This window comes from Sorangium sp. So ce726, assembly GCF_051521405.1.
GTDB lineage: Bacteria > Myxococcota_A > Polyangia > Polyangiales > Polyangiaceae > Sorangium.
Genome location: NZ_CP150349.1, coordinates 2,411,585 through 2,433,140 on the forward strand (window position 1 = coordinate 2,411,585; position 21,556 = coordinate 2,433,140).

A 21,556-nucleotide genomic window follows, 5' to 3' on the forward strand; every position below is an offset into this window, starting at 1 on the left:
TGGGGCTCGTCCCCGCATGAGGTGGTGCACGCAATGAAGAGCCGGATGGAGACTACTGAGATCGTCGTCGGACTCGACATCGGGACGACCAAGGTCTCGGCGGTCGTTGGCGAGATCGACGCTGATGGGATCACCATCCTCGGGGTGGGGAACGTCCCGTGCCGCGGCCTGCGGAAGGGCGTGGTGAGCAACATCGACTGGACGGTGCGCTCGATCGCCGAGGCGATCGAGGCCGCCCAGACGATGGCGGGCGTCGAGATCCGCACCGTGTATGCCGGCGTCGCGGGCAGCCACATCCGCTGCCAGCAATCTGACGGCGTCGCCGCGGTCTCCGGCGGCGAGGTCACGCGGCAGGACGTCGAGCGCGTCCTCGAGGGCGCGCGGGCCATCCCGGTCGACGCGGATCGTCAGATCCTGCACGTCCTGCCGCGCGAGTTCACGGTCGACAACCAGGACGGCATCCGCGACCCGGTTGGAATGAGCGGCGTCCGGCTCGGGGTGAAGGTGAACCTGATCACCGCCGCGACCTCGTGCGTGCAGAACGTCGTCCGCTGCGCGGAGCGCTGCGGCCTCACCGTGGCCGACGTGGTGCTGGAGCCGCTCGCCAGCGCCGAGGCGGTGCTCTCCGAGGACGAGAAGGAGATCGGCGTCGCCATCATCGACATCGGCGGCGGTACGACGGACCTGCTCCTCTACGTGGACGGCGGAATCGCGCACGCCAGCGTGATCCCGGCGGGCGGCAACAACGTGACGGCCGACATCGCCGCCGGGCTGCGCACGCCGATGGGCGAGGCCGAGCGGCTGAAGCGCAACGCCGGCTGCGCCCTGGGCCGAATGGTGGGCGACGAGGAGGAGATCGAGGTCCCCGGCGTCGGCGGGCACCTGCCGCGCAAGGCGGCGCGCCGCGTCCTGTCGGACATCATCGAGCCGCGCGTCGAGGAGATCTTCGCGGTCATCCGCAAGCGGATCGAGGACACGGGGATGCTCGAGCAGCTCTCGGCCGGCGCGGTGGTCACCGGCGGCGGCGTCCTGATGGAAGGGATGACAGAGTTCGCCGAGGAGATCCTCGGGATGCCCGTGCGCCTCGGCGTGCCGGTCGGCGTGCGAGGCATCACGCAGCTCGTCGCCGGCCCGCAGTACGCGACCGGCGTGGGCCTCGTTCAGTACGGCGCCAACGCACTCGCGCAGGCGCGCGCGCTCACGCCGGTGACGCTCGACGCCGGCCACGCCGGACGCGCGGAGATCCGTCGCGAGAAGCTCCGCGAGCGCGAGTTGCGTCGAGATGTCGTCGAAGAAATGCCGATTGAAAAGAGGTCGAGCGGGAGGTTCTGGAACTGGCTTCGAGCAGCATTCTAGGCATGACGTGGCAAGAGAAAGTTGTTAGAGAATTGGGTTTGAGAGGGTCCGATAGCGCACCGGCGCTCCTTCTTGAACGCGAAGTCAAGAGGGTTTGAAGCGCGGTGTTCGAAGGGGAAGAGGCGCCCCTCCGAATGCCGTCCGGAGCGAGGACGTCCTCGCGCACTGAGGGTTCCGCGCCGCTCGACCTCCGTAGGGGTCGGCGCCGGGCCGAGCGGCTAGCAGTACATCCCCGGGAGGAGTTCATGAGTTTCTCCATCGAGTTTGCCGACGAGCACACCGGGTACGACGCCCGGATCAAGGTCATCGGTTGTGGCGGTTCTGGCGGCAATGCAGTCAACACGATGATCAACTTCGGCCTCGAGGGCGTGGAGTTCATCGTCGTCAACACCGACGCCCAGGCGCTCGGATCGAGCCTCGCCCCGACCAAGCTCCACATCGGGGCGAGCGTCACGCGCGGTCTCGGCGCGGGCGCCGATCCCGAGAAGGGCCGCAAGGCGGCGCTCGAGGACGTGACGCGCGTGAAGGAGTGCCTCCAGGGCGCGGACATGGTGTTCGTCACCGCGGGGATGGGCGGCGGCACGGGCACGGGCGCCGCGCCGGTCATCGCGCAGCTCGCGCGCGAGGAGGGCTGCCTCACCGTCGGCGTCGTGACGAAGCCGTTCTTCTTCGAGGGCAAGCAGCGCTCGCGGCGCGCCGAGCTCGGCCTCGCGATGCTCGCGGAGCACGTCGACACGCTCATCACGATCCCGAACCAGAAGCTCCTCTCGCTGGGCGACGAGGACCTCTCGTTCGTCGAGGCGTTCCGCAAGGCGGACGAGGTGCTCTATCAGGCGATCAAGGGCATCAGCGATCTCATCACGCAGAACGGGATCGTGAACGTCGATTTCGCGGACGTGAAGACGGTGATGTCGAACATGGGCCGCGCGCTCATGGGCACCGGCTGCGCGAAGGGGCAGGGCCGCGCTCGCCTCGCCGCCGAGATGGCCGTCAGCTCGCCGCTGCTCGACGACATCTCGGTCGAGGGCGCGACCGGCGTGCTCATCAACATCGTCGGCGGCCCCGACATGCGGATGCGCGAGATCGAGGAGGCCGCGACGCTCGTGCAGGAGCAGGCGCACGAGGACGCGAACATCATCTTCGGCGCGACGATCGACGAGAACATGGGCGAGATGATCAAGGTCACGGTCATCGCGACCGGCTTCGACCACCTCGTCGCCGAGGTCCCGCAGCAGCTCGCGAGCGCCGCGCAGCCGCGCGCCACCGCGCACTCCATCGGAGCGTCGCTGGCCGCGGCGGCCGGGCCGATGTCGGGCCGCTCCGCCCCGAGCGCTCCTCCCATGCCCATGACGCAGCGCCAGCCGCACCGGCACGAGGAGGTCGCGTATCCGACCACCCGCCGGCCCGCGCCGCAGGTCCAGGCGGCGGGCGGCGGCCCGCGCGATCGCGCGAGCTTCGTCCCTCCGCTCGACTCCGACTGGGACACGCCCGCGTTCCAGCGCCGGGGCCAGTAGCAGCAGCGCAGCCCGCGCGGAAGAACTCCCGGTGCGCAGCCACCGCGAGCGTTCACGCTGTATTACGCGTTGACAGGCGCGCACGACGACTTATGGTCTGCCGGCGCCTGTGCCCGCTGTCGGGCAGGATCGACGCGGCGGTCCACGATTCATGAGTGAAAAGCGCGACTTCTACGAAGTTCTTGGCCTCGCGCGAGACGCGACGCCTGACGACATTCGCAAGGCCTATCGTCAGGCTGCGTTGAAGAACCATCCGGACCGGAACCCCGGCGATGCGTCGGCGGAGGCCCGCTTCAAAGAGGCCACCGAGGCGTACCAGGTCCTCTCCGATGAGGAGAAGCGCAGGCGGTACGACCAGTTCGGGCACGCCGGCCTCGAGGGGATCGGCGGCGCGGCCGACGGCGACATCTTCTCCCACTTCCAGGACATCTTCTCGGAGTTCTTCGGCGGCTTCGGCGGCGGGCAGCGCCGGCGGCGCGGGCCCGCGCGGGGCCAGGACATCCGGGTGCAGCAGCGGCTCTCGCTGCGGGACGCCTTGCTCGGCTGCAAGCGGGAGGTCGTCCTGCGGACGCCGGTGGCGTGCGACGACTGTTCCGGCTCGGGGGCGAAGCCAGGGACCAAGCGCAAGCCGTGCGGTACGTGTGGCGGCGCCGGGCAGGTCTCGACCTCGCGTGGGTTCGTGATGTTCACCCAGACGTGCCCTGAATGCTCGGGCGAGGGGTCGGTCATCAAGACGCCTTGCGCCACCTGCAAGGGGTTCGGGGCGGTCGAGAAGACGCGGAAGGTCGTCGTCAATTTCCCGGCCGGCATCGACGGCGGCCAGCGGCTCAGGGTGCCGGGCCAGGGCATGCCAGGCGCCCAGGGCGCGCCGCCCGGTGATCTGTACGTCGACGTCGATCTTGCCGCGGACGAGCGCTTCGAGCGCGACGGGCTCGATCTCATCACGCGGGCGCCCATCTCCTTCGCCGACGCGGCGCTCGGCAGCACGGTCAAGATCGACCTGCCGGACGACACGGTGGTCGACGTTGAGGTCCCGGCGGGCGTGCAGCCCGGCGAGGTGATCTCGGTCAAGGGCAAGGGCGCGCCCCGGATCGACGGTCGCGGCCGCGGAGCGCTCCAGGTGGTCATCCAGGTCGAGGTGCCGCGGAACCTGTCGCCTGCAGCGCAGGAGCTGCTCCGCAGGTTCCAGGACGAGGTAGCCAAGCACCAGCCAGCGGCGAAGGCGGCGACCGCATAGGTCTGCTGGTCGCTCGAGCTCCGGCCAGCGCAGCGGCGTGGGGCGGGCTGCGCGGAGACGAGGTCGGGGGCGCGCGGGCTCGTCGCGGCTCTGAGCGGCGCTCACGCCCAGCGAACTGGCAGGATATCTGGCGCCAGGCGTGGGTCTGCGCCGCGTTCAGCGCGTCGTGCCGATCCAGGCGCCCGCGCACGCGAGGCTGAAGGCGATGGGGGCGAGCGCGGCCGCGAACACGACGGCGACGGGGGCCGCGAGGCCGAGCAGCACCAGAGAGCCCAGGATGGCGAGCGCCGCCGATGCGGCCGGCTCCAGGACGCTGCCCGTCGACGAGGCCCGGGCGACGAGATAACCAGCGAAGGGGAAGGCGGCGATCGCCGCTGCGACGAGCAAGAGGAGCGGCGCCGCCGCGGCGGTCGAGGCGTCGCCCCGGTCCACCGCAGCGAAGTCGACGCCGAAGCGGTGGCCGAGCGCGATCGCGATCGCGAGCGCGGTCGTCATCACCCCGACCGTGACGAGCGCGCCGAAGGCGATCCACGTGAGCGTCACCGGTCGTTCGGTGCGCCTGAGCGCCTCACGCAACGTTCCGAGCGACGGCGGAGCGATGCGCGGAAGGAAGCGGCGCTCCCTGCGCTGCGAGCTGTGCGGCGACGCGCCTCGGCGGAGCAGGTCGCGGGCGGCGAGGAAGGTCACGAGGCCGGCGCCGAGGAGCACCGGCGCCGCCATGAAGAGCGCGACCGGGCGGCACGCAAAGACGATGTAGTCGTAGGCGCCATTGAGCACCATCGCGCCGAGCCACGCGGCGTTGAAGCGACGGCCGCCCAGCGGCCGCGTGCGCTCGCGGCCCAGCGCGTAGCCCCAGAGCGAGGCGAAGAAGAGGTGCGCCGGCACGGCGAGGAGGGCCCGCGCGATGTCGAGCGGCGCCAGCGGCCGGCCCCACAGGTACACGGCGTTGTGGGCCGACACGAACCCGAGCGCCGCGGCAGCCGCGTACACGAGCCCATCGAACGGCTCCTCCACGGCGCGCAGCCGCGCGATCGGCGCGACCGCCGCCACCTTGAGCCCCTGCTCGAGCGGCGCCGTGACCACGAAGATGTAGACGAGCGTGACGGCGTCGAGCGCGCTGGCGGACTTGTCGAGGCCTTGCCAGCGCTGGAGGAAGGTCTCGATGAGCAGCGCCGGCACGAACGCGAGCGCGCCGAGCAGCGCGGTCCCCACCGCGAACCGGCGCCTGCCATAGAGGCGCTGCGACCAGACAAGGAGCGCGGCCAGCCCTCCGAGCGGCGCGGCGACGGTGGCGAGCCAGAGGAGCGCGGCGGCGGCGTTCATGGGCGCGAGGGGCGGGGCGGCGGAGCTGGCTTCGTTGCGGCTAGAAGTGGAGCCCGGCGACCGCGGTCAGGGCGAGGGCCGAGCCCACGCTGGAGCCGTCGGCCGCGAGCAGATCGGCCTTCGCTTGCTGAGGTGCGGCGGCTCCGTTTTTGATCCCTTCGATCGCGGCCGAGGAGAGCCCCGGCCTGGTCAGCGCCAGGAGCTCCCAGCTCGCGTTCGCGCCGATCGAGAAGACCGGCGACAGGTAGAGGTCGAGCCCACCGGAGACCCTGCCGTAGAAGCCGCGGATCGCGATGGCGTCGGCCGCGCCGCTCACCGCGCTCTTGACGCTGCCGAGGCCGGCGTAGCCGAAGCCCAGATCGACGTGCGGATCGAGCCTCCCGAGCGGCAGGTGCATGCCGACCTCGCCACCCAGGGTGAAGAGCTGCCAGTCGCTGAAGAACCCGACCCGTCCGCGGGCGCCCAGCGTGAAGTACAGGAGCCGGACGCCGACCCCCGCGCCGATGACGCCCCCGTTCGCCGCGCTGGAAACGAACCCGGCCGTGAAGTCGTCCTCGTCGATGTTGAACGTCTGGAGACCGACGTTCTCGTAGCCTCCCTCGACGTTCAGCCAGACGATCTCGAGGCCGCGCCCCGAGTCCCGCTCCCTGGCCTCGTCGAGGCGCTGCGCTGTGCCGTCGGGGGCGGCGGGCTCCGGCTCGGGCGTGGTCATCGGAGGGGGCGGCGCCAGGCCTCCAGCCTGCATCGATGGATCGTACGGGTTCGGCTGCGCGGCCGCGGCGCCGGTGGGCGAGGCAGCGCTGGCGCCGACGCTCGGCGAGGTCCCCGGGAGCGGCTGCCCCTGCTGTGCCAGGGCCGCGGACGTCATGCAGGCCGACGTGAGAACGGTGAGCAAGCAAAGCGTGCGACGAGCGATCATTCGTCCTCTTCCTGGATGTTCCCGTCGAGCCCGTCGGTTCGTCCCTTCGATTCCAGGGTCTCGGCATCTGTGGATGAAACGGACGGGCCAGGCACCCGGTAGCCACCGTCGAGCCAGCGGCCGAGGTCCACCAGCTTGCACTGGGGCGAGCAGAACGGAAAGACCGGGTTCTCGGGCCTGGGCCCCGCCGACTTGCGGCAAATCGGGCACCTCGCGCCTGCCAAAGCTCCCATGCGGCGTAACGTAGCAGCGTCCATTGCGGGCATGTAGCCCGCGCTCGGTGAGCAGCGGGCCCGCGCTCGGCGCGCTGGACCGAGCTCGCTGGAGCGACGCCCGCTCAGCGCGCCGGGACCGCGAGGTAGCGGGGCGCGCCGTGGCGCCGTACCCGCAACAGGAGATCCTGGTGTGCCGCCGCGCCCAGGCGCGCGGTCAGGTCGGCGCCGCCCCGCACCGGCGCGCCGTTCAGGTCGAGCACCACGTCGCCCACCTCGAGGCGGCCAGCCGCAGGGCTCCGAGGCGCGATCGACTCGATGCGCGCTCCTTCGAAGGCGTCGCTCGCCAGGACGCCGAACGGCGGCTGTTGGGCCTCTCTCGGCGCGCGCTCGTCCGGCGCGCGCCAGCTCGACGACGGCTCGCTGGGGGCCGACGGATCGAGCCTCATCCTCGCGCGCCGGTCCGCGCCGTCGCGCTTGTAGATGAGCTCCACCTCGTCTCCCGGCTTGGCTCGCCGGAGCATGCGCGCGAGCTCGCGCGCGTGCTCGACGCGGTGCCCCTCGACCGACGTGATCACGTCGCCCGGCCTGAAGCCCAGCCGCGATCCGGGGCCCTCCGGCTCGACCTCCGTGATCAGCGCGCCCATCCGCCCTGGCAGCCGGAGCACCCGCGCGAGCTGCGAGGTCACCTCCTGGAAGCTGATCCCGATGCGCCCCCGGTCCACGCGGCCCGTCTCCCGCAGCTCGGGCAGGATCTCGAGGACCTCGTCGATCGGCAGGGCGAAGCTGATGCCGCGGCCATCGGCGTGGATCGCCGTCGCGATGCCGATCACTTGCCCCGTCGCGTCGAAGAGCGGCCCGCCGCTGTTTCCCGGGTTGATGGCGGCGTCGGTCTGGAGGAAGCCGTCGAGGCTCCCCGTGCCCATGGGCCTCGACGTCGCGCTGATGATGCCCCGGGTCACCGTCGGTCCGAGCCCGAACGGGCTCCCGATCACGATGACGCCGTCGCCAGGCCGGACCGGCGCGCTCGATCCGAGGGCGGCGACCCTCAGCGACCCCGCTCCGAGCAGCTTCAACAGCGCCACGTCGAGCGTCGGATCCCGCCCGATCACGGTCGCCTCGAAGGCGCGCTCGTCCGAGAGCTGCACCTCGATGCCGAACGCGTCGCCGATCACGTGATCGCTCGTCAGCACGAGCCCTTCTTCGGCGATCACGAACCCGGATCCGATCGCCCGCTCCACCCGCTGCACACGGCCCTCGAACGGGAGCGCCGGGCTCGCGCGTCCGTCTGGAAACGAGGGCGCGCGCAGGGTGGTGATGGTCACCACCACCGGCCGCACCTGCTCGACCAGCGCAGGCAGGGTCATCGTGCCGCGGGCCGCCGGCGGCTCGGGCGGCGATTCCGCGCGCAGGACCGAGCACGGCGCGCTCGCCGCGCCGCGGGGCGATGGAGGGGGCGAGAGCGCGGCTGCTCGGTCGTCGCAGGCAGCGAGCGGAGCGGTCCCGAGGAACCCGACACACGCCCATGCGGCAGCGCGGAGCCGTCCCACGCGCCGGACGTAGAGCCTCGAGGCGAGACCGCAAGCGCGCGAGGACCGCGCGCTGGAAAGCGCCCCGCGTCGCAGCCGAGCGGCGCCGTCGGCCGGACGAGGCGATGCGCTGGCCGCTCAGCCGGGCGGCGCGCCTCGGGCGACCTCGGTGCGCACCACCTGGACGACGACCTCCACCAGGCGGCCACCGGGCTGGACGAACGACGCCTTGCCGCGCCCCCCTTCGAAGCGCCACGCCAGATCGGCAGGAGCGCCTGTCTCTCCCGCGCCTTCGCCGACGCGGACGACGGCGCTCACCTCCAGCGTCTGCTTCCCCGCCGTCACGGCGCCCCGCGCCACCGCGAACGTCCCGGCGCCGAGCAGCGCGATCGTCCGCTTCGCCAGGTTGCTCAGGTGTCGCGCGGGCTCTTCCCCTCCCGGCTCCGGACGCCACGTCGCGATGTGCCCGGCGTCGTCGATGTCGATCACGAAGCGCGCCTTCCCCGCGCTTCCGGGCGGGAGCGTCGCCCAGATCGGATCCGCCTGGCACGCGGGCGGAATGGCCCTCGTGAAGGCGCGCCCGAGGTTGCGCACCGCGCTGACGCCGACCGCCCCGAAGTCGCCCTCGCCGTCCTCTCCGGCGCCAGCGCTCGTCCGCGCGGCGGCGGAGCGCGCCGGTGCGCCGGCTTCGCTGTTCGCCGCGGGCTCCCGGAGTCGCTCTGCGGGCCGGGGCGTCGCATTCGGCCGAGGTGCTGCATGGCCGCGCGGCGCGGCCGTCACGGGCGGCGCCGGCTCGCCGCCGGCCTCTGCTTGGCGCTCTGCAGGTGCCGTGGGCCGGCTGGCATCGGCCGGAGCGCGCGCCGTTGGCATGCTCGTAAGCTCGCCGCGCTCGCCGGCCTCATCGCGCTCGCCGCGAGCGTCGCTCGGGCGCGTCGCGCCACCGCTGCCCGGCAGCGCGGCCGTGAGCCCGGTCCAGAGATCGATCGGCTCGCGCTCTGCCGCTGGCTCGGCGGGATCGCAGGCGGGCACCTCCGGCGACAGCCGCGCCGAGCTCCACGCGCCCAGATGGACGAGCGCCGATACGAGGAGCGCCGGCAGCATCGCTCGTTGATCGCGCATCGGCTCGCACCCCGCCCTTCGGCCCAGTCGGACGGGCAGCCGCCCCAGCGCCTCGCTGAAGCTCGTTGCCCTTGGCCCGAGGTTCTGCCAGACAGCATCGCGGCTGCAACGTTCCCGAGCGCGCCTTGAAGCTCCTCGCCCTCTCGACCTCGACCCCGCGCGGCAGCGCCGCCCTCTTCGACGCAGCGGACGTGGACCTGCACGCCGAGGCGGCGGCGCCGCGGGGCCGCGCCCTCTCCACCGCCGGCCTCGCCGCGGCGCCGGCGGCCGGCGCGCGGCTGCTCGCGGCGACGACCTACGCCGACGTGCACGGGCACGCAGAGCGCATCTTCGGAGCCGTCGACGAGGTGCTCGCTGCGGCGGGCATACCGGCCGCGGCGGTGCAGGCGCTCGGCTGCGACGTGGGGCCCGGCTCGTTCACCGGGGTCCGGGTGGCGGTCGCGGCGGCCAAGGGCGTCGCGCTGGCGCTGGACGTCCCGGTCGCCGGCGTCACCTCGCTCGAGGCGATGGCCGCCGCCGCCTTCGCTGCTGGCGCGGCGACCCCCGGCGATCTCCTGGTCCCGCTGATCGACGCCAAGAAGGGTGAGGTCTTCCTGGCCGCCTTCGACGGGCCCGCGGCGGCGCCTTCGCTCCCGCCGCGCCACCTGCCGCGCGACGCGGCGTTCGATGTCGTGGCCGAGCTCGCCGCGGGGCGCCGCATCGTCGTCGTCGGCGCCGTCGCCGAGGAGATCGAGGCGCTCCGGCCGCTCGCCGCGCGGGGCGATGCCCTGGATTTCCCCGACGCAACATGGGTCGGACGCCTCGCGATCGACCGGCTCCGGGCGGCCGCCGCGGGCGGCGAGCGCGGGCCAGCGGCGGCCCCGCACGATCCGGCGCTCCTGGAGCCGCTCTATGTGCGCGCGCCGGACGCGAAGCCGGCCGAGCTGGGATACACTCCGCCCCGATGATCAGCTCGCCTGAAGGGGACGGCGTCGCACCCGACGCGGAGCGCGAGGCCTCGAGCCCCAGCGACGCGGAGCGCGCTCCGCCGCCCGCCGGGGCAGCGGAGCCTGCTCGTTCTCCCTCCGTCCCCGCCGCGTCGCGCGACGAGCCCGCCGCGCTCTCCGCCCGCGTGGAGCCGGCCGAGCCGGGGCCTGATCCCGAGCGGCTCCGCGCCCGGTTCGGCCGCCCGTTCGAGGCCGGCGACGTCATCTTCCGCGAGGGCGAGCCCGGGACCGAGGCGTACCTCCTCGAGGAAGGGCGGGTCCGGCTCATCAAGAAGGTCCGCGGCGCCGAGCGCAGCCTGATGGTCCTGAAGCCCGGCGATCTGTTCGGCGAATCCGCGCTCCTCGGCGGCGCGGCGCGCTCGTCGACGGCGATCGCGCTGTCCCGCGGGGTCGCGCTCGCGCTCGATCACGGCACGCTGCAGAACCTCGTCGAGCGCAACCCGGCCGTCGCGATGCGCATCATCAAGCAGCTCGTCGGTCGGCTCCGTGACGCGGAGGATCAGATCGAGATCATGATGCTCAACGACACGCAGTCGAAGGTCGTGAACGCGCTCCTCAAGCTCGCGCAGCAGTCGCGCGCCACCGCCGGCGGCGCATCGTTCGCGATCTCGCCGATGGAGCTGTCCACCCGCGTCGGCCTCGACGTCGACACGGTGAAGCGCGCCGTCCAGCAGCTCCGGGAGGGCCAGTATTTGCGCGTCGCTGACGAGCGCCTCGAGATCCCCGATATCGAAGCGCTGCGGAGGTTGTTCGGCCTGCTGGGTCTCAAGGACGAGATCCGTGGCGAACAGTGACGAGCAAGAACCGCCTGCACCGCCATCCTACGCTGACCTGACAACTGCTGGAAGCCGAATCGGGATCCTGAGAACGCGCTGCGTCTTCCAGGGAGATTCGCAGGTTGACGTGACAAGCGGCCTGGTTTACTCAGGGGTCCCCGCAGGGCGGGCGAAGTCCCGTCCTGACAATGTGCCGCGCCGCGGCATCGTTCGGCAGCGGATTCAAGATCGCACATGACCTCGCAGCGACACAGGACAGCAGCGACCCGCGCGGGGTGCATCCGCGGCGCGGCTGCTGTCGTGTCGATGGGGTCGCTGTTGTCGTTCACGTCGTTTGCGCCGCTCGCGCTCGCGTCGTGCGGCGGCGCGCAGCCCTCGGCGCAGACCAGCGACGCGCGGTCGCTCGCGGAGTATGATCTCGCGCGCGACTCGTTCCAGCGCGGCCGCCTGCGGGAGGCGCTGGCGCACGTCGAGCAGGCGCTCTCGCACGACGAGGACAACGCCGAGGCGTCCTATCTCGGCGCGTTGATCCTGCTCGGCTTCTGCGCGGGTGATGCTCACTCCAGCGACTGCCGCTTCGACAGCGCCGAGAAGATGGCGCGGCGGGCCCTCGAGGCGAACCCGGAGATGCGGGACGCGAAGAACGCGCTGGGCGTCATCCTCGTGCATCAGCGGCGCTACGACGAGGCGATCGCGGTGCTCAAGCCGCTGACCGAGGACATCCTGTACGCCTCGCCGGAGAAGTCGTGGGGCAACCTGGGCTGGGCGTACCTGCTCAAGGGCAGGAACGACGAGGCGATCGACGCGCTACGCCGCGCGGTCGCTGCGCAGCCGCTCTTTTGCGTGGGGCAGTACCGGCTTGGCCTGGCCTATGAGAAGCGGGGCGAGCTCGATCTGGCGCGCGAGGCGCTGACGAGGGCGGTCGAGACCGACCAGCCGGAGTGCACGCGGCTGCAGGACGCGTTCGACGCGCGCGCCCGCATCGCCGAGAAGAGGGGGCTCGTGGACGACGCGCGCGCCGATCTCGAGCGGTGCCGGGAGATCGACGCGACGACGGCGGTAGGGCAGCGCTGCGCTGCACAGTTACAGACGTTGCAATAGGGCCTCGGCGCGCCGCTTTCCGAGAAATACCGCGGGGTGCGCTAGGGGGTTGAGCAACGGTTCTCAGGGTGAGTAGAGTGACGACCGAATGACGATGGGTGGAATGGGATGGAGTCGATCGGACGCTACCTGAGACGCACGCGTGAGGCCCGAGCCATGAGCGTGGAGGAAGTCGCCCGCGCCACGCGCATCCCGGTGATCTCCATCGAGCGAATCGAGGCTGATCATTTCGACGACCTGCCAGGCGAGGTGTTCGTTCGCGGGTTCTTGAAGGCGTACGCTCGCGCGGTCTCGCTCCCGATGGAGGAGGTGCTGGCCCGATACACGGCGAGCCGCCGGATCGCGCTGGTGACACCGCTGCCTATCGCGGCACCAGCGCGCCGCACCCAGAGCAGGCGCTTCGGGGTCGCGATCGCGTTCGTGTTGCTTCTCATCCTCTTCACGCTGGCGCTCAGCATCGTGCTCAGGCCCCGCGGCCACGACATGCCGCCGGAGCTGTCGGAGGGCACCCTCGCGAGGGCGATTACCTCCCTCTCGGCCTGAGGGCCAAATTTTCGCCGAGCGCTCGCGCGCGGTTCGCGCCATAACCCGCCGGTACCTGCCATGCCTCGATCGGTTCGCCCGCGGACGGAGCGCCTCCGGACCGGGGCGCTTCTGGTCCGGCGTGTTCCTTTCGGTGAAGCCGACCTGCTGGTCGGCCTCTTCACCGAGCAGGGTGGGCTCATCTCCGCCACGGCGCGCGGCGCGCGCCGCTCGGCCAAGCGCTTCCCGGCGCTCGAGCCGATGCACCTGCTCCGCGTGACCCTGGAGATCCGTCCGGGCGCGGAGCTCGCCCAGCTCACGGAAGCGGCGATCGAGCGCCCGCGCCTGCGCCTCGCGGGGGATCTCGGGCGCCTCGAGGTGGCCGGGCGCGCGCTGCGCTGGGTGCGCGAGATCGCGCCGGCGCACACCGCCGAGCCGGCGGCGTGGCGCGAGCTGAACCAGCTGCTCGACCGTCTCGACGAGGTCACCGCAGCCCCTCCCCAGGCGCTGCTCGCCGAGACCGGCCTGCGCCTGCTCGTCGCTTTCGGCTGGGGCCTCGAGCTCACGCAGTGTGTCCGCTGCGGGCGCGCCTGCGACACGACGCAGTCGGCCTGCGCCGACCCCGCGCGCGGCGGTCTCGTCTGCCGGGCCTGCGGCGGCGGCCCTGTCGTGTTGCGGCCGGAGCCGAGGGAGCGGCTGCTGGCAGCGATGCTCGGCGGCGCGCCGATCCCGGAAGATGACGTCCCGCTCGCGCTCGACCTGGTGGAAGGTGCGCTCACGGCGCACGCGAGCGGGGGCTAGAGCGACGGCCGCCCGTCTCCTGTGCGGGTGGTCGCCGCTCGGCGGCGCTTCTAGCCATTCGGAGAGTTACGCCACGGCTCTCCAGAAGCGGGTCACCGCGCGCGGTGCTTCGGACGATCCCTCGATCTCCACGTAGGGCCGGCCGGGCGCGGCGCGAGGGAACGAGAAGCTCCCGGTGTTCGCGTAGCCGTCGCCGAGCGCCTCGCGGTGCGTGTGGCCGAAGACGACAAGCTTCGCGCCTGTCGTCCTCGCGACGCGGCTAGCGCCCTCGGCCAGCCGCTCGGCGACCGTGCCGGCGTAGCGGTTGTGTCCGCTCGCCCAGCTCGCGCCCATCAGCAGCGCGCCGAGCCCGAGCGCCGCGGCGCCGGTCCCCCGCGCGCCGAGCCCGAGCGCCGCGATGCCGGCGCCCATCGACAACGTCGCGATCACGCGATCGAAGTACAGCCGCGTGAACGTGCGCGCCGCGCTCTCCAGGGTCGGCGTGGCCCCGAGCCCGACAAGGTCGTCTGCCATCGCGCGTGAGACCCCGAGCTCGTGCGCGAAGCGCTCCATCGCCGCGGCGCCTACCGTGGACTCGCCTCCCGCGCGGTAGAGCGGGCCGCTCTTCAACATCGCGCCGATCGCCGCGTGGAAGTAGCGGTAGATGACGTAGGGCGCGCGAGGGCCGTACCAGGTGAACGCCGAGAGGAACAAGCTGAGCGGCGTCTGATCGTTCGCCTGCAGATAACGGTGCGCGCCGGTCGGCGCGATGAACTCCTCGACGAAGTGAACGCCGAGGCTGCGCTCGCCGACCACGAGCGGGTGAGCCGGGGCGTTGTCTGGATCGTACAGGTGGCCGTGCTCGAGGTGGATCGCACCCTCGCGGAAGAACCAGGGCGTCGTCCGGATCCGCGACCGGGCCTCGCCGATCACCTCGAGCGCCTCCGCCAGCGCCACGGGGAAGTCGGGCGCCCCGACCTCGGCGTCATGATTGCCACCCGCCAGCCAGAGCTCGCCGCCCCGGTCGAGGTGCTCGGCAAGCGCCGCCCGCGCGGTCGGATGCGCGAGCAGCGCCTCGCGCAGCGCACGCGGCCGGGGCATCCAGGGCGACTCGGAGGAGAGATCGAACAGATCGCCGGCGACCACGATGCGTGCCCCCCGGTGGGCCTCCACGAACCGGGCAAGATCGGCGGTCACATCGCGTGGCGTCTGGCGCACGAGATGGAGATCGGCGAGCACGACCGTGCGGCGCTGCGTCATAACCTTCCTTATCCATCACGTCCGTCCGGGCGCTGCAACTCGCCGCCAGCCGCGCGATCTCGGCTGGTGGCCGTGTGGAGGAGGGCCGCCCACCGAGCTCAGCGCGCGTCTGTCACATCCGTCACGGCCGCGTCGCGGCCCGATGTCGTTGCGGATGCCGCGCTTCATGACCGTTACCGTTGCGGCGCGGTCCTGGCACGGGCTCGACGCCTGCGCCGCTGCGTCCCATGCAAGCGTGCATGGAAGGCTCGGCGCGGACGCGGCCCTCGGCCCAGCGGGTGAACGGTGGACTGCTCGCAGAGATCACCCGTGCCCTGAGGGGCAAGGACATCGAGGCCCTCTCCCGGATCTACGCGGAAGACGCCGTGATCGAGGAGGTGAGCAGCCGCGATCCGCCGGCCCACCCCAGCGTCACCAGCGGGAGGCACGCGATCCTGGAGCGGCTCAAGAGCGAGCTCTTCCACGATCCGATCTCGGGCTGGGCGCGCCAGCTCGACTCGACGGAGATACTGGACGGAATCGAGACCGACGAGGGGCTGGCATACATGGAGGTGCGCATCTACGCGGCCGGCGATCGGGTCGTCGCGCAGCACCTGGCCCGCAAGAAGAACGGCCTCATCGGCCACGATCGCATCGTCGTCGCCTGGGACGCGGACTGAGCCAGCGCCAGCGAGCGGCGGCGCCCCTCCCACGCGCCGGCGAGGGCTGCGGTGCTTGCGCGCCGGCGAGGGCTGCGGTGCTTGCGCGCCGGCGAGGGCTGCGCTGCTTGTGCGGCGGCGATGTAGAGTGGCGCCGTGACCACCGCCGTCCTCCTCAGCTGCCACGGCACCGTCGAGCGGCTCGACGATCTGCCCGCATTCCTCACCAACATCCGCCGCGGCAGGCCGGCCCCGCCAGAGGTGATCGACGAGGTGCGTCGCCGCTTCGAGGCGATCGGCGGCTCGCCGCTCATGCGCATCACGCAGGCCCAGGCGGACGCGCTCGCCGCGAGGCTCGGTCTCCCGGTCGCCATCGCCGGGCGCCTCTGGCACCCGTATCCGGCCGAGGTGCTCGGCGCGCTCCACCGCAGCGGCGTGAGGCTCGTCGTCTCGCTGCCGCTCGCGCCGCAGTCCGTCGACGTCTACCACGCCGTCGTTCGCGACGCGGCTGCCGAGCTCGACGGCATGGAGGTCCGGTGCGTGCCCGCGTGGGGGCTCGAGCCGGCGCTGATCGACGCCTTCGTCGAGGTGATCGACGAGGCGCTCGCGCGCGTCCCCGAGGAGAGCCGGGCGCAGGCGGCGGTGATCCTCTCGGCCCACAGCCTCCCGCAGCGGATCATCGCCGCCGGAGATCCGTACGAGCGCCAGTTCCGCGCGATGGCCGCCGAGGTGGAGCGCCGCATCGCCTCCCGCGGGAACCCGGTGCTCGTCGCCTTCCAGAGCCAGGGCATGACCGGCGACGCCTGGCTCGGTCCGGATCTGCGGTCGACGTTCGACGGCCTCGCCGCGCGCGGCGTGCAAGAGGCGCTGATCGCGCCGATCGGCTTCGTCGCGGATCACGTCGAGACCCTCTACGATCTCGACGTGGAGGCGCAGGTCTTCGCCCGTGAGGCGGGCCTCGCGCGGCTCTCCCGGGCGCCGGCCGTGAACACACGGCCGCGCTTCATCGACGCCCTGGAGGCGCTCGTCCGGCGCGAGCTCGCGCAGGCCGCGCCGCGCCGGCTCAGCGCTCGCTGACGCGGCGCTTGCGCGGGAGCCTCGACACGGTCGCGCGGAGGAGCCCCGGGGCGTGCCGCGAGAGCGATACCCCGAGCTTCCCGTGGGCGGTGACGATCACCTCGGCGCGCCGCGCGACAATGCCGTCCATGATCTGTCGCGCCGCCGTCTGCGCCGGCATGACGAGCCAGCGCGGCACGGGATCCGGGACGCCCTCGTGCAGGTTGCCCGCGTTGTCGATCTGGCGGATCTCGCTCGCCACGTACCCCGGCGCGACGTGCGTGACCGCGACGCCCTCGGCGTGGAGCTCCGCGCGCAGCGTCTCGGCGAGGGCGCGCACCGCGAACTTGCTCATGGTGTAGGCGCCCATCGCGGGGACCGCGAGGTAGCCGCTCACGCTGCCGACGAGCGCGACGCCGCCGCGCGATCGCTTGAGCTCCGGCAGCGCAGCCTTCACGGTGCGCAGCGCGCCGAAGACGTTGGTCTCGAGCTGCCGGCGGAAATCGTCGAGCGCGAGATCCTCGACGCGCCCAGCCACGCTGAACCCGGCGTTCGCGATGGCGATGTCGAGCCCCCCGAACGCCTCGCTCGCCTGCGCGACGGCGCGCTCCACGTCGCCGTCGCGCGTGACGTCGCACGGGGTCGCGAGCGCCTCGCCGCCGGATCGCCGGATCTCCGTCGCGAGCGCCTCGATCCGCTCGGCCCGTCGCGCCGCGAGGACGACCCGGCCGTCGCGCCGGGCGACCTCCCGGGCGAGGGCCTCGCCGATCCCCGACGACGCGCCCGTGATGAGAACGACCCGACCGGCGAGCTTGCTTCCCATGGACGCCCGCATACCACGATCGCGGGAGCGCGCGCCCTGGCGCGCCCTCGCGCGCTCGCTCATGCTCGGCCTTTCGCCGTTCGGTCGCGCCGGTGGCGTCGGTTACGATGGCCTGACCCGGCTCGACCGGGCGCCGCGTCTCAGCGTAGGTTTGCGTTCGTTTGCGTTCGTTTGCGTTCGTTTGCGTGCGGTTGTGCACGATGACGAACGGTCGCGCACGGTTGCGCACGGGGTGACATGCGAAGCCACTCGATCCGCCGCTCTCTTGCCGCTCTCCTCGTCGCCGCCGCCTGCGCGGCCCCCGCTCCCGCCTCCGGCGAGCCGCCCTCCTCGCTTTCGCGCGCGGAGGCGCTCCTCGCGCAGGGCGACTACGCGGAGGCCGAGAAGATCATCCTCAGCCTCCAGGGCGGGAAGGAGCGCGCCGCGGCGCTGCTCGCAAAGGCGCGGATCGAGCTGCTCACGGGCCGCTACGACGACGCGGCGAAGACGGCGAAGGCGGCCGCCGCGCTCGGCAAGGAGGCGCGGATCGCCGCCGCGCCGCTCCGGGCCGAGGCGCTCGCGCGCCGCGGGAAGATGGCCGAGGCGATCGCGGCGGTGCGCGAGGTGGAGCGGGAGGACGAGGCCCGCCGCGCGCGGCTCGTGCTCGGCGAGCTCCTGATCGAGTCGGGCAAGCGGGGCGAGGCGCGCGCGCCGCTGATGACGATCATCGACGACTACAACGACGACAAGATCACCGCGAGCGACGTGGAGGGGCTGTCGCTGGTCGGGCGCGCGGCGCACCTGCTCCGGAGCGCGCGCGACGCGAACGACGCGTTCAACGCGGCCGAGAAGGTCGGCGGCAAGCAGCGGATCGAGACGTTGCTCTGGCGGGCCGAGCTGTTCCTCGACAAATACGACCCCGGCCACGCCGGGCAGGTCGTGAAGGAGGCGCTCAAGCTCGCCCCGAAGGATCCGCTATGCCGCGTCGCCATGGCGCGCATCAAGCTCGAGAACGCGATGGATTTCGGCGGCGCCGACAGCGAGGTCGCGCAGGCGCTCTCCGTGAATCCGAACCTCGCCGAGGCCTATTTCGTCCGCGCCGGGCTCGCGCTCCGCGACATGGACATCGACGCCGCGGACGCTGCGGCCGACCGCGGGCTCAAGGTGAACCCGAACGACCTCGCGCTGCTCTCGATCAAGGCGGCGGGCCGCTTCCTCGCCGACGACGCGGCCGGCTTCGAGGCCATCAAGGCGAAGGTGCTCGGCCTGAACCCGGAGTTCTCGCGGTTCTTCCAGATCGTCGGCGAGTTCGCGGAGTGGGAGCACCGCTACGACGACATCGTCAAGATGATGGGGGAGGCGACGCAGGTCGATCCGAACGACGCGAAGGCGCACGCCACGCTCGGCCTGAACCTGATCCGCTCCGGCGACGAGAAGAGCGGCGTGCTCTCGCTCCAGAAGGCGTGGGACAAGGACCGCTTCAACGTGCGGGTCTTCAACACGCTGAACCTCTACGAGAAGGACATCGCGACGCAGTACGTGACCGTGGAGGGGCAGACGTTCCGCGTCCGCTACCACAAGCAGGAGCGGGCGATCCTCGAGCGGTACGTGCCGCGGATGCTCGAGGAGGCCTGGGGTTCGATGGTGAAGCGGTACGGCTTCACGCCGAAGGTCCCGGTCTCGATCGAGCTCTACGCGTCGACGGAGAACTTCAGCGTCAGGACGAGCGGCCTGCCCAACGTGGGCATCCAGGGCGTCTGCTTCGGCCAGACGCTCGCGGCGTTGAGCCCGGCGGCGGGGGAGTTCAACTGGGGGAACGTGCTGTGGCACGAGCTCGGGCACGTCTTCGCGATCCAGCTCTCGAAGAACCACGTCCCGCGCTGGTTCACCGAGGGGCTCAGCGAGTACGAGACGATCGTGCGGCGGCCCGAGTGGCACCGCGAGGAAGATCCGGCGCTGTTCGCCGCCCTGAAAGGCGGGAGGATCCCGGCGGTCGAAGGGTTCAACCGGGCGTTCACGCACGTCGACGACATCGAGGACGTGACGATGGCCTACTTCGCGGCGAGCCAGATCGTGGTCTTCATGGCGGGCGAGTTCGGCTTCCCGAAGGTGGTCTCGATGCTGCCCCGGTGGGCCGCGGGCAAGCGGACGCAGGAGGTGGTGAAGGAGTCGCTCGGGATCAGCGCGGAGGAGCTCGATCGGCGCTTCCGCGCGTGGCTGAAGCCCCGCCTCGAGCGCTACGAGAAGCAGTACGTCCCGGATCTGCACGCGCCGCCGCTCGACGAGGCGCGCAAGGCGGCCGCGCGCGCTCCGAAGGACGCGAAGCGGCTCGTCGAGCTCGCGCTCTCGCTGTTCGAGGACGGGCAGCGCCAGGAGGGCGAGGCGGTGCTCGCCGAGGCGCTCCGGGTCGATCCGAAGCAGCCTGACGCGACGTACCTCAAGGTGCGGGCGGCCTTCGCCGAGAAGAAGCCCGACGAGGCGGCGAGGCTCTTGAGCAAGATGGTCGCCGACGGGAACGACGGCTACGTCGTGCGGATGAAGCTCGCCGATCTCGCCGAGCTGAAGAAGGACGCGGCGAAGATGAAGGCGAACCTCGAGGCGGCGTCGCGCCAGGATCCCACGCAGGCCGAGCCGCTCCAGGGGCTCTACGATCTCGCGCGCCGGCAGAAGGACGCGGCGGGCGAGCTCTCGGCGCTGCGCCGGCTCGCGCTCCTCGATCAGCACGATCGCCGTGTCTGGCGGCGGCTGCTCCGGCTGCTCGTGGAGCGCGGCGCGTGGGAGGAAGCGCGCAAGGTCGGCGAGGGCGCGATCTTCGTCGACGTGGCGAACCCGGAGATCCACCGGCTCTATGCGCGGGCGCTGGCGCGCACGGGGCGGCACGTGTCGGCAATCTACGAGCTGAACAGCGCGCTCCTGTCCGGGCCCAAGCCGGGGGATGTGGCGGAGATCTACGGGGAGCTCGCCAAGGCGTACGCGAAGATGAAGCGGGACGACTACGCGAAGCAGGCGCTCGAGTACCAGAAGACGATGAAGGGCGCGTCGCCGCCTGCACCGCGGGCGATGCCGGATTGAGGCGAAGGTCTCGGGGCGAGGGGGAGGGCGGCGAGGAGAGGACGGAGATCCCGGCTGCACGCGCCGGAGGGGGTCTCCGCGCGGCAGGGCGCGGGTGGGCGCTCGGCCATCCGCCGAGGCGGGAGCGCGGAGCTTGCGCATGGACCACCACCCGGCATGTCTCCCTTCGGGCCTTGCTACCTGGGACGTTTCGCCGCGCGCCACACAAGGCGCGCCTGAAACGTGGAGCCCGCTGGGACCTTATGGCACCTCGGTCGGTGCTCGCCGCGCCCACCCGCACCCTGCCGCGCGGAGACCCCCTCCGGCGCTCACGTGGTGCCGGATCGGGCTGCCATGCGCCAGAGCTGACCACCGCAACACAACGCTCCCCCCGGCCTCGCGCTCGAGGAGCACGGTTTGCCCTCGGCAGACCGGAAACGGTTCGGTAGAGGCAGCTGGGAACCGCCAAGGAACCAGAAACGGTTCGGGGGAGGCAGCTGGGAGCCCCCGAGGAACCGGAAACGGTTCGGGGGAGGCAGCTGGGAGCCCCCAAGGAATCGGAAACGGTTCGGGAGAGGCAGCTGGGGGCCCCCGAGGAACTGGAAGCGGTTCGGGGGAGGCAGCTGGGAGCCCCCGAGGAACCGGAAACGGTTCGGGGGAGGCAGCTGGGAGCCCCCGAGGAACCGGAAACGGTTCGGGAGAGGTAGCTGGGAGCCCCTGAGGAACCGGAAACGGCCCTACGGCGCAGCAGCAGTCATGAGCCCGAGGTTCCGGCTTGCGTAGAGCGCGGGGCCCCGTCGCTAGCCACCGGCTTGGCGGCTGCTTGCTCCCGCTGCTTCCGCACCGCGCGCGCAAGGAGGGGCGCCCAGTGCGCGAGGCCCTCCAGGCTGAGCTTTCCCTCGCAGTACATCCGGTACCACTGCTGCCGGACGTCGACGACGCTCTCGCCATCGCCGAGCTTGAGCCGCTTCAGCATCGTCTGCGCGCGATCACGGAACTCGGGCGGGCAGCGATCGGTCAGCACCATCTGGCACGAGGGAAGGAGCACCTCGAACCAGCCGTCTCCGACCTCGAATGGATCCAGCACCTGATCGGAGCGGAGCGCGCTCTTGCTGCTGTTGATCCATGCCGCGGCGTACCGAAAGTTGGTCCACTCGTAGGCGAGGCTGGGATCTTCATCGCACGAGACGAAGTGGTCGACCGTTCCAGGCGTCGAGAGCCACATCGCCGTGTAGCCGCACAAGTCCTTGAAAGCTGCCTGAAGGTCGCGCGCAGCGCGCCGCCAGTAGTCCGGCATCCTCTTGGCGCCGCCCTCGGCGAGCCACCGCTGGCCGGGCTGTCGCACTCTCACATCGAAGTCCGCGGGCTCAGGCGT

Annotated in this window: 19 protein-coding genes; 11 read left to right on the forward strand and 8 right to left on the reverse strand. The window is 72.0% G+C overall.

From position 1 onward, the window contains the following. Nucleotides 1-33: 33 nt before the first annotated feature. The 3 genes from ftsA to dnaJ all read left to right on the forward strand — a co-directional run bounded on the left by ftsA (nt 34) and on the right by dnaJ (nt 4,107). A complete protein-coding gene (gene ftsA, locus WME79_RS09135) occupies nt 34-1,356 on the forward strand; it encodes a cell division protein FtsA (RefSeq protein WP_437534261.1) in 1,323 nt (440 codons plus the stop codon). A gap of 245 nt (nt 1,357-1,601) precedes the next feature. Further along, nucleotides 1,602-2,870, forward strand: coding sequence for a cell division protein FtsZ (gene ftsZ / locus WME79_RS09140; protein ID WP_437534263.1), 1,269 nt, complete (start codon nt 1,602-1,604; stop codon nt 2,868-2,870). 151 nt (nt 2,871-3,021) lie between these two features. Continuing rightward, nucleotides 3,022-4,107, forward strand: coding sequence for a molecular chaperone DnaJ (dnaJ, locus tag WME79_RS09145; protein WP_437534265.1), 1,086 nt, complete (start codon nt 3,022-3,024; stop codon nt 4,105-4,107). Between the two features lie 156 nt (nt 4,108-4,263). Here dnaJ and WME79_RS09150 read toward each other — a convergent pair whose 3' ends face one another. The 5 genes from WME79_RS09150 to WME79_RS09170 form a co-directional block, all read right to left on the reverse strand. Further along, on the reverse strand, nt 4,264-5,430 hold the full coding sequence (locus tag WME79_RS09150; RefSeq protein WP_437534267.1) for a PrsW family intramembrane metalloprotease: 1,167 nt from the start codon (nt 5,428-5,430) through the stop codon (nt 4,264-4,266). A gap of 40 nt (nt 5,431-5,470) precedes the next feature. Continuing rightward, a complete protein-coding gene (locus tag WME79_RS09155) occupies nt 5,471-6,349 on the reverse strand; it encodes a hypothetical protein (RefSeq protein ID WP_437534268.1) in 879 nt (292 codons plus the stop codon). Beyond that, nucleotides 6,346-6,582: a DNA gyrase inhibitor YacG gene (locus WME79_RS09160; RefSeq protein ID WP_437534270.1), complete on the reverse strand. Its 237-nt coding sequence runs from the start codon at nt 6,580-6,582 to the stop codon at nt 6,346-6,348. The genes WME79_RS09155 and WME79_RS09160 overlap by 4 nt, the downstream gene beginning before the upstream one ends. Nucleotides 6,583-6,686: 104 nt before the next feature. Next, on the reverse strand, nt 6,687-8,111 hold the full coding sequence (locus tag WME79_RS09165) for a trypsin-like peptidase domain-containing protein (protein WP_437534272.1): 1,425 nt from the start codon (nt 8,109-8,111) through the stop codon (nt 6,687-6,689). A gap of 117 nt (nt 8,112-8,228) precedes the next feature. Continuing rightward, nucleotides 8,229-9,209: a hypothetical protein gene (locus WME79_RS09170; protein WP_437534274.1), complete on the reverse strand. Its 981-nt coding sequence runs from the start codon at nt 9,207-9,209 to the stop codon at nt 8,229-8,231. Nucleotides 9,210-9,334: 125 nt separating this feature from the next. On the opposite strand from WME79_RS09170, the gene tsaB reads away from it, so the two are divergent. From tsaB to recO, 5 genes are all read left to right on the forward strand, one after another. Next, nucleotides 9,335-10,156 carry a tRNA (adenosine(37)-N6)-threonylcarbamoyltransferase complex dimerization subunit type 1 TsaB gene (gene tsaB, locus WME79_RS09175; protein WP_437534276.1) on the forward strand — a complete coding sequence of 274 codons (822 nt, stop codon included), beginning with the start codon at nt 9,335-9,337 and terminating at the stop codon, nt 10,154-10,156. Then, nucleotides 10,153-10,989 (forward strand): Crp/Fnr family transcriptional regulator, encoded by an 837-nt coding sequence (locus tag WME79_RS09180; RefSeq protein ID WP_437534277.1) that lies wholly within the window; start codon nt 10,153-10,155, stop codon nt 10,987-10,989. The genes tsaB and WME79_RS09180 overlap by 4 nt, the downstream gene beginning before the upstream one ends. 216 nt (nt 10,990-11,205) lie before the next feature. Continuing rightward, the gene (locus tag WME79_RS09185) at nt 11,206-12,072 is read left to right on the forward strand and encodes a tetratricopeptide repeat protein (protein WP_437534279.1); all 867 of its coding nucleotides are present in this window, start codon (nt 11,206-11,208) and stop codon (nt 12,070-12,072) included. 108 nt (nt 12,073-12,180) lie between these two features. Further along, on the forward strand, nt 12,181-12,615 hold the full coding sequence (locus WME79_RS09190) for a helix-turn-helix domain-containing protein (RefSeq protein WP_437534280.1): 435 nt from the start codon (nt 12,181-12,183) through the stop codon (nt 12,613-12,615). Between the two features lie 60 nt (nt 12,616-12,675). Then, the gene (gene recO / locus WME79_RS09195) at nt 12,676-13,395 is read left to right on the forward strand and encodes a DNA repair protein RecO (protein WP_437534282.1); all 720 of its coding nucleotides are present in this window, start codon (nt 12,676-12,678) and stop codon (nt 13,393-13,395) included. Between the two features lie 66 nt (nt 13,396-13,461). Here recO and WME79_RS09200 read toward each other — a convergent pair whose 3' ends face one another. Beyond that, nucleotides 13,462-14,634, reverse strand: a complete 1,173-nt coding sequence (locus WME79_RS09200) for a hypothetical protein (RefSeq protein WP_437534284.1) — start codon at nt 14,632-14,634, stop codon at nt 13,462-13,464. Between the two features lie 239 nt (nt 14,635-14,873). On the opposite strand from WME79_RS09200, the gene WME79_RS09205 reads away from it, so the two are divergent. Together WME79_RS09205 and hemH are read left to right on the forward strand one after the other, a co-directional pair. Further along, the gene (locus WME79_RS09205) at nt 14,874-15,293 is read left to right on the forward strand and encodes a hypothetical protein (protein ID WP_437534285.1); all 420 of its coding nucleotides are present in this window, start codon (nt 14,874-14,876) and stop codon (nt 15,291-15,293) included. Nucleotides 15,294-15,428: 135 nt separating this feature from the next. Next, a complete protein-coding gene (gene hemH, locus WME79_RS09210) occupies nt 15,429-16,349 on the forward strand; it encodes a ferrochelatase (protein WP_437534286.1) in 921 nt (306 codons plus the stop codon). On the opposite strand, the gene WME79_RS09215 is transcribed toward hemH, so the two are convergent. Beyond that, nucleotides 16,336-17,151 carry an SDR family oxidoreductase gene (locus WME79_RS09215; RefSeq protein WP_437534288.1) on the reverse strand — a complete coding sequence of 272 codons (816 nt, stop codon included), beginning with the start codon at nt 17,149-17,151 and terminating at the stop codon, nt 16,336-16,338. The genes hemH and WME79_RS09215 overlap by 14 nt on opposite strands. Before the next feature lie 237 nt (nt 17,152-17,388). On the opposite strand from WME79_RS09215, the gene WME79_RS09220 reads away from it, so the two are divergent. Next, entirely contained in the window at nt 17,389-20,202 is a 2,814-nt protein-coding gene (locus tag WME79_RS09220; protein WP_437534290.1) for a tetratricopeptide repeat protein, read from the forward strand. A gap of 733 nt (nt 20,203-20,935) precedes the next feature. Here the strand turns inward: WME79_RS09220 and WME79_RS09225 are convergent. Further along, a complete protein-coding gene (locus WME79_RS09225; protein WP_437534292.1) occupies nt 20,936-21,526 on the reverse strand; it encodes a hypothetical protein in 591 nt (196 codons plus the stop codon). Nucleotides 21,527-21,556 lie beyond the last annotated feature (30 nt).

Bases quoted from the DNA above. Each gene is read 5' to 3' on its own strand.
- WME79_RS09150 (WP_437534267.1), bottom strand. From the start codon at position 5,430: ATGAACGCCGCCGCCGCGCTCCTCTGGCTCGCCACCGTCGCCGCGCCG.
- recO (WP_437534282.1), top strand. From the start codon at position 12,676: ATGCCTCGATCGGTTCGCCCGCGGACGGAGCGCCTCCGGACCGGGGCG.
- WME79_RS09220 (WP_437534290.1), top strand. From the start codon at position 17,389: ATGCGAAGCCACTCGATCCGCCGCTCTCTTGCCGCTCTCCTCGTCGCC.
- WME79_RS09200 (WP_437534284.1), bottom strand. From the start codon at position 14,634: ATGACGCAGCGCCGCACGGTCGTGCTCGCCGATCTCCATCTCGTGCGC.
- WME79_RS09160 (WP_437534270.1), bottom strand. From the start codon at position 6,582: ATGGGAGCTTTGGCAGGCGCGAGGTGCCCGATTTGCCGCAAGTCGGCG.
- WME79_RS09185 (WP_437534279.1), top strand. From the start codon at position 11,206: ATGACCTCGCAGCGACACAGGACAGCAGCGACCCGCGCGGGGTGCATC.
- ftsA (WP_437534261.1), top strand. From the start codon at position 34: ATGAAGAGCCGGATGGAGACTACTGAGATCGTCGTCGGACTCGACATC.
- ftsZ (WP_437534263.1), top strand. From the start codon at position 1,602: ATGAGTTTCTCCATCGAGTTTGCCGACGAGCACACCGGGTACGACGCC.
- WME79_RS09180 (WP_437534277.1), top strand. From the start codon at position 10,153: ATGATCAGCTCGCCTGAAGGGGACGGCGTCGCACCCGACGCGGAGCGC.
- dnaJ (WP_437534265.1), top strand. From the start codon at position 3,022: ATGAGTGAAAAGCGCGACTTCTACGAAGTTCTTGGCCTCGCGCGAGAC.
- WME79_RS09155 (WP_437534268.1), bottom strand. From the start codon at position 6,349: ATGATCGCTCGTCGCACGCTTTGCTTGCTCACCGTTCTCACGTCGGCC.
- WME79_RS09205 (WP_437534285.1), top strand. From the start codon at position 14,874: ATGGAAGGCTCGGCGCGGACGCGGCCCTCGGCCCAGCGGGTGAACGGT.
- WME79_RS09170 (WP_437534274.1), bottom strand. From the start codon at position 9,209: ATGCGCGATCAACGAGCGATGCTGCCGGCGCTCCTCGTATCGGCGCTC.
- WME79_RS09215 (WP_437534288.1), bottom strand. From the start codon at position 17,151: ATGGGAAGCAAGCTCGCCGGTCGGGTCGTTCTCATCACGGGCGCGTCG.
- WME79_RS09190 (WP_437534280.1), top strand. From the start codon at position 12,181: ATGGAGTCGATCGGACGCTACCTGAGACGCACGCGTGAGGCCCGAGCC.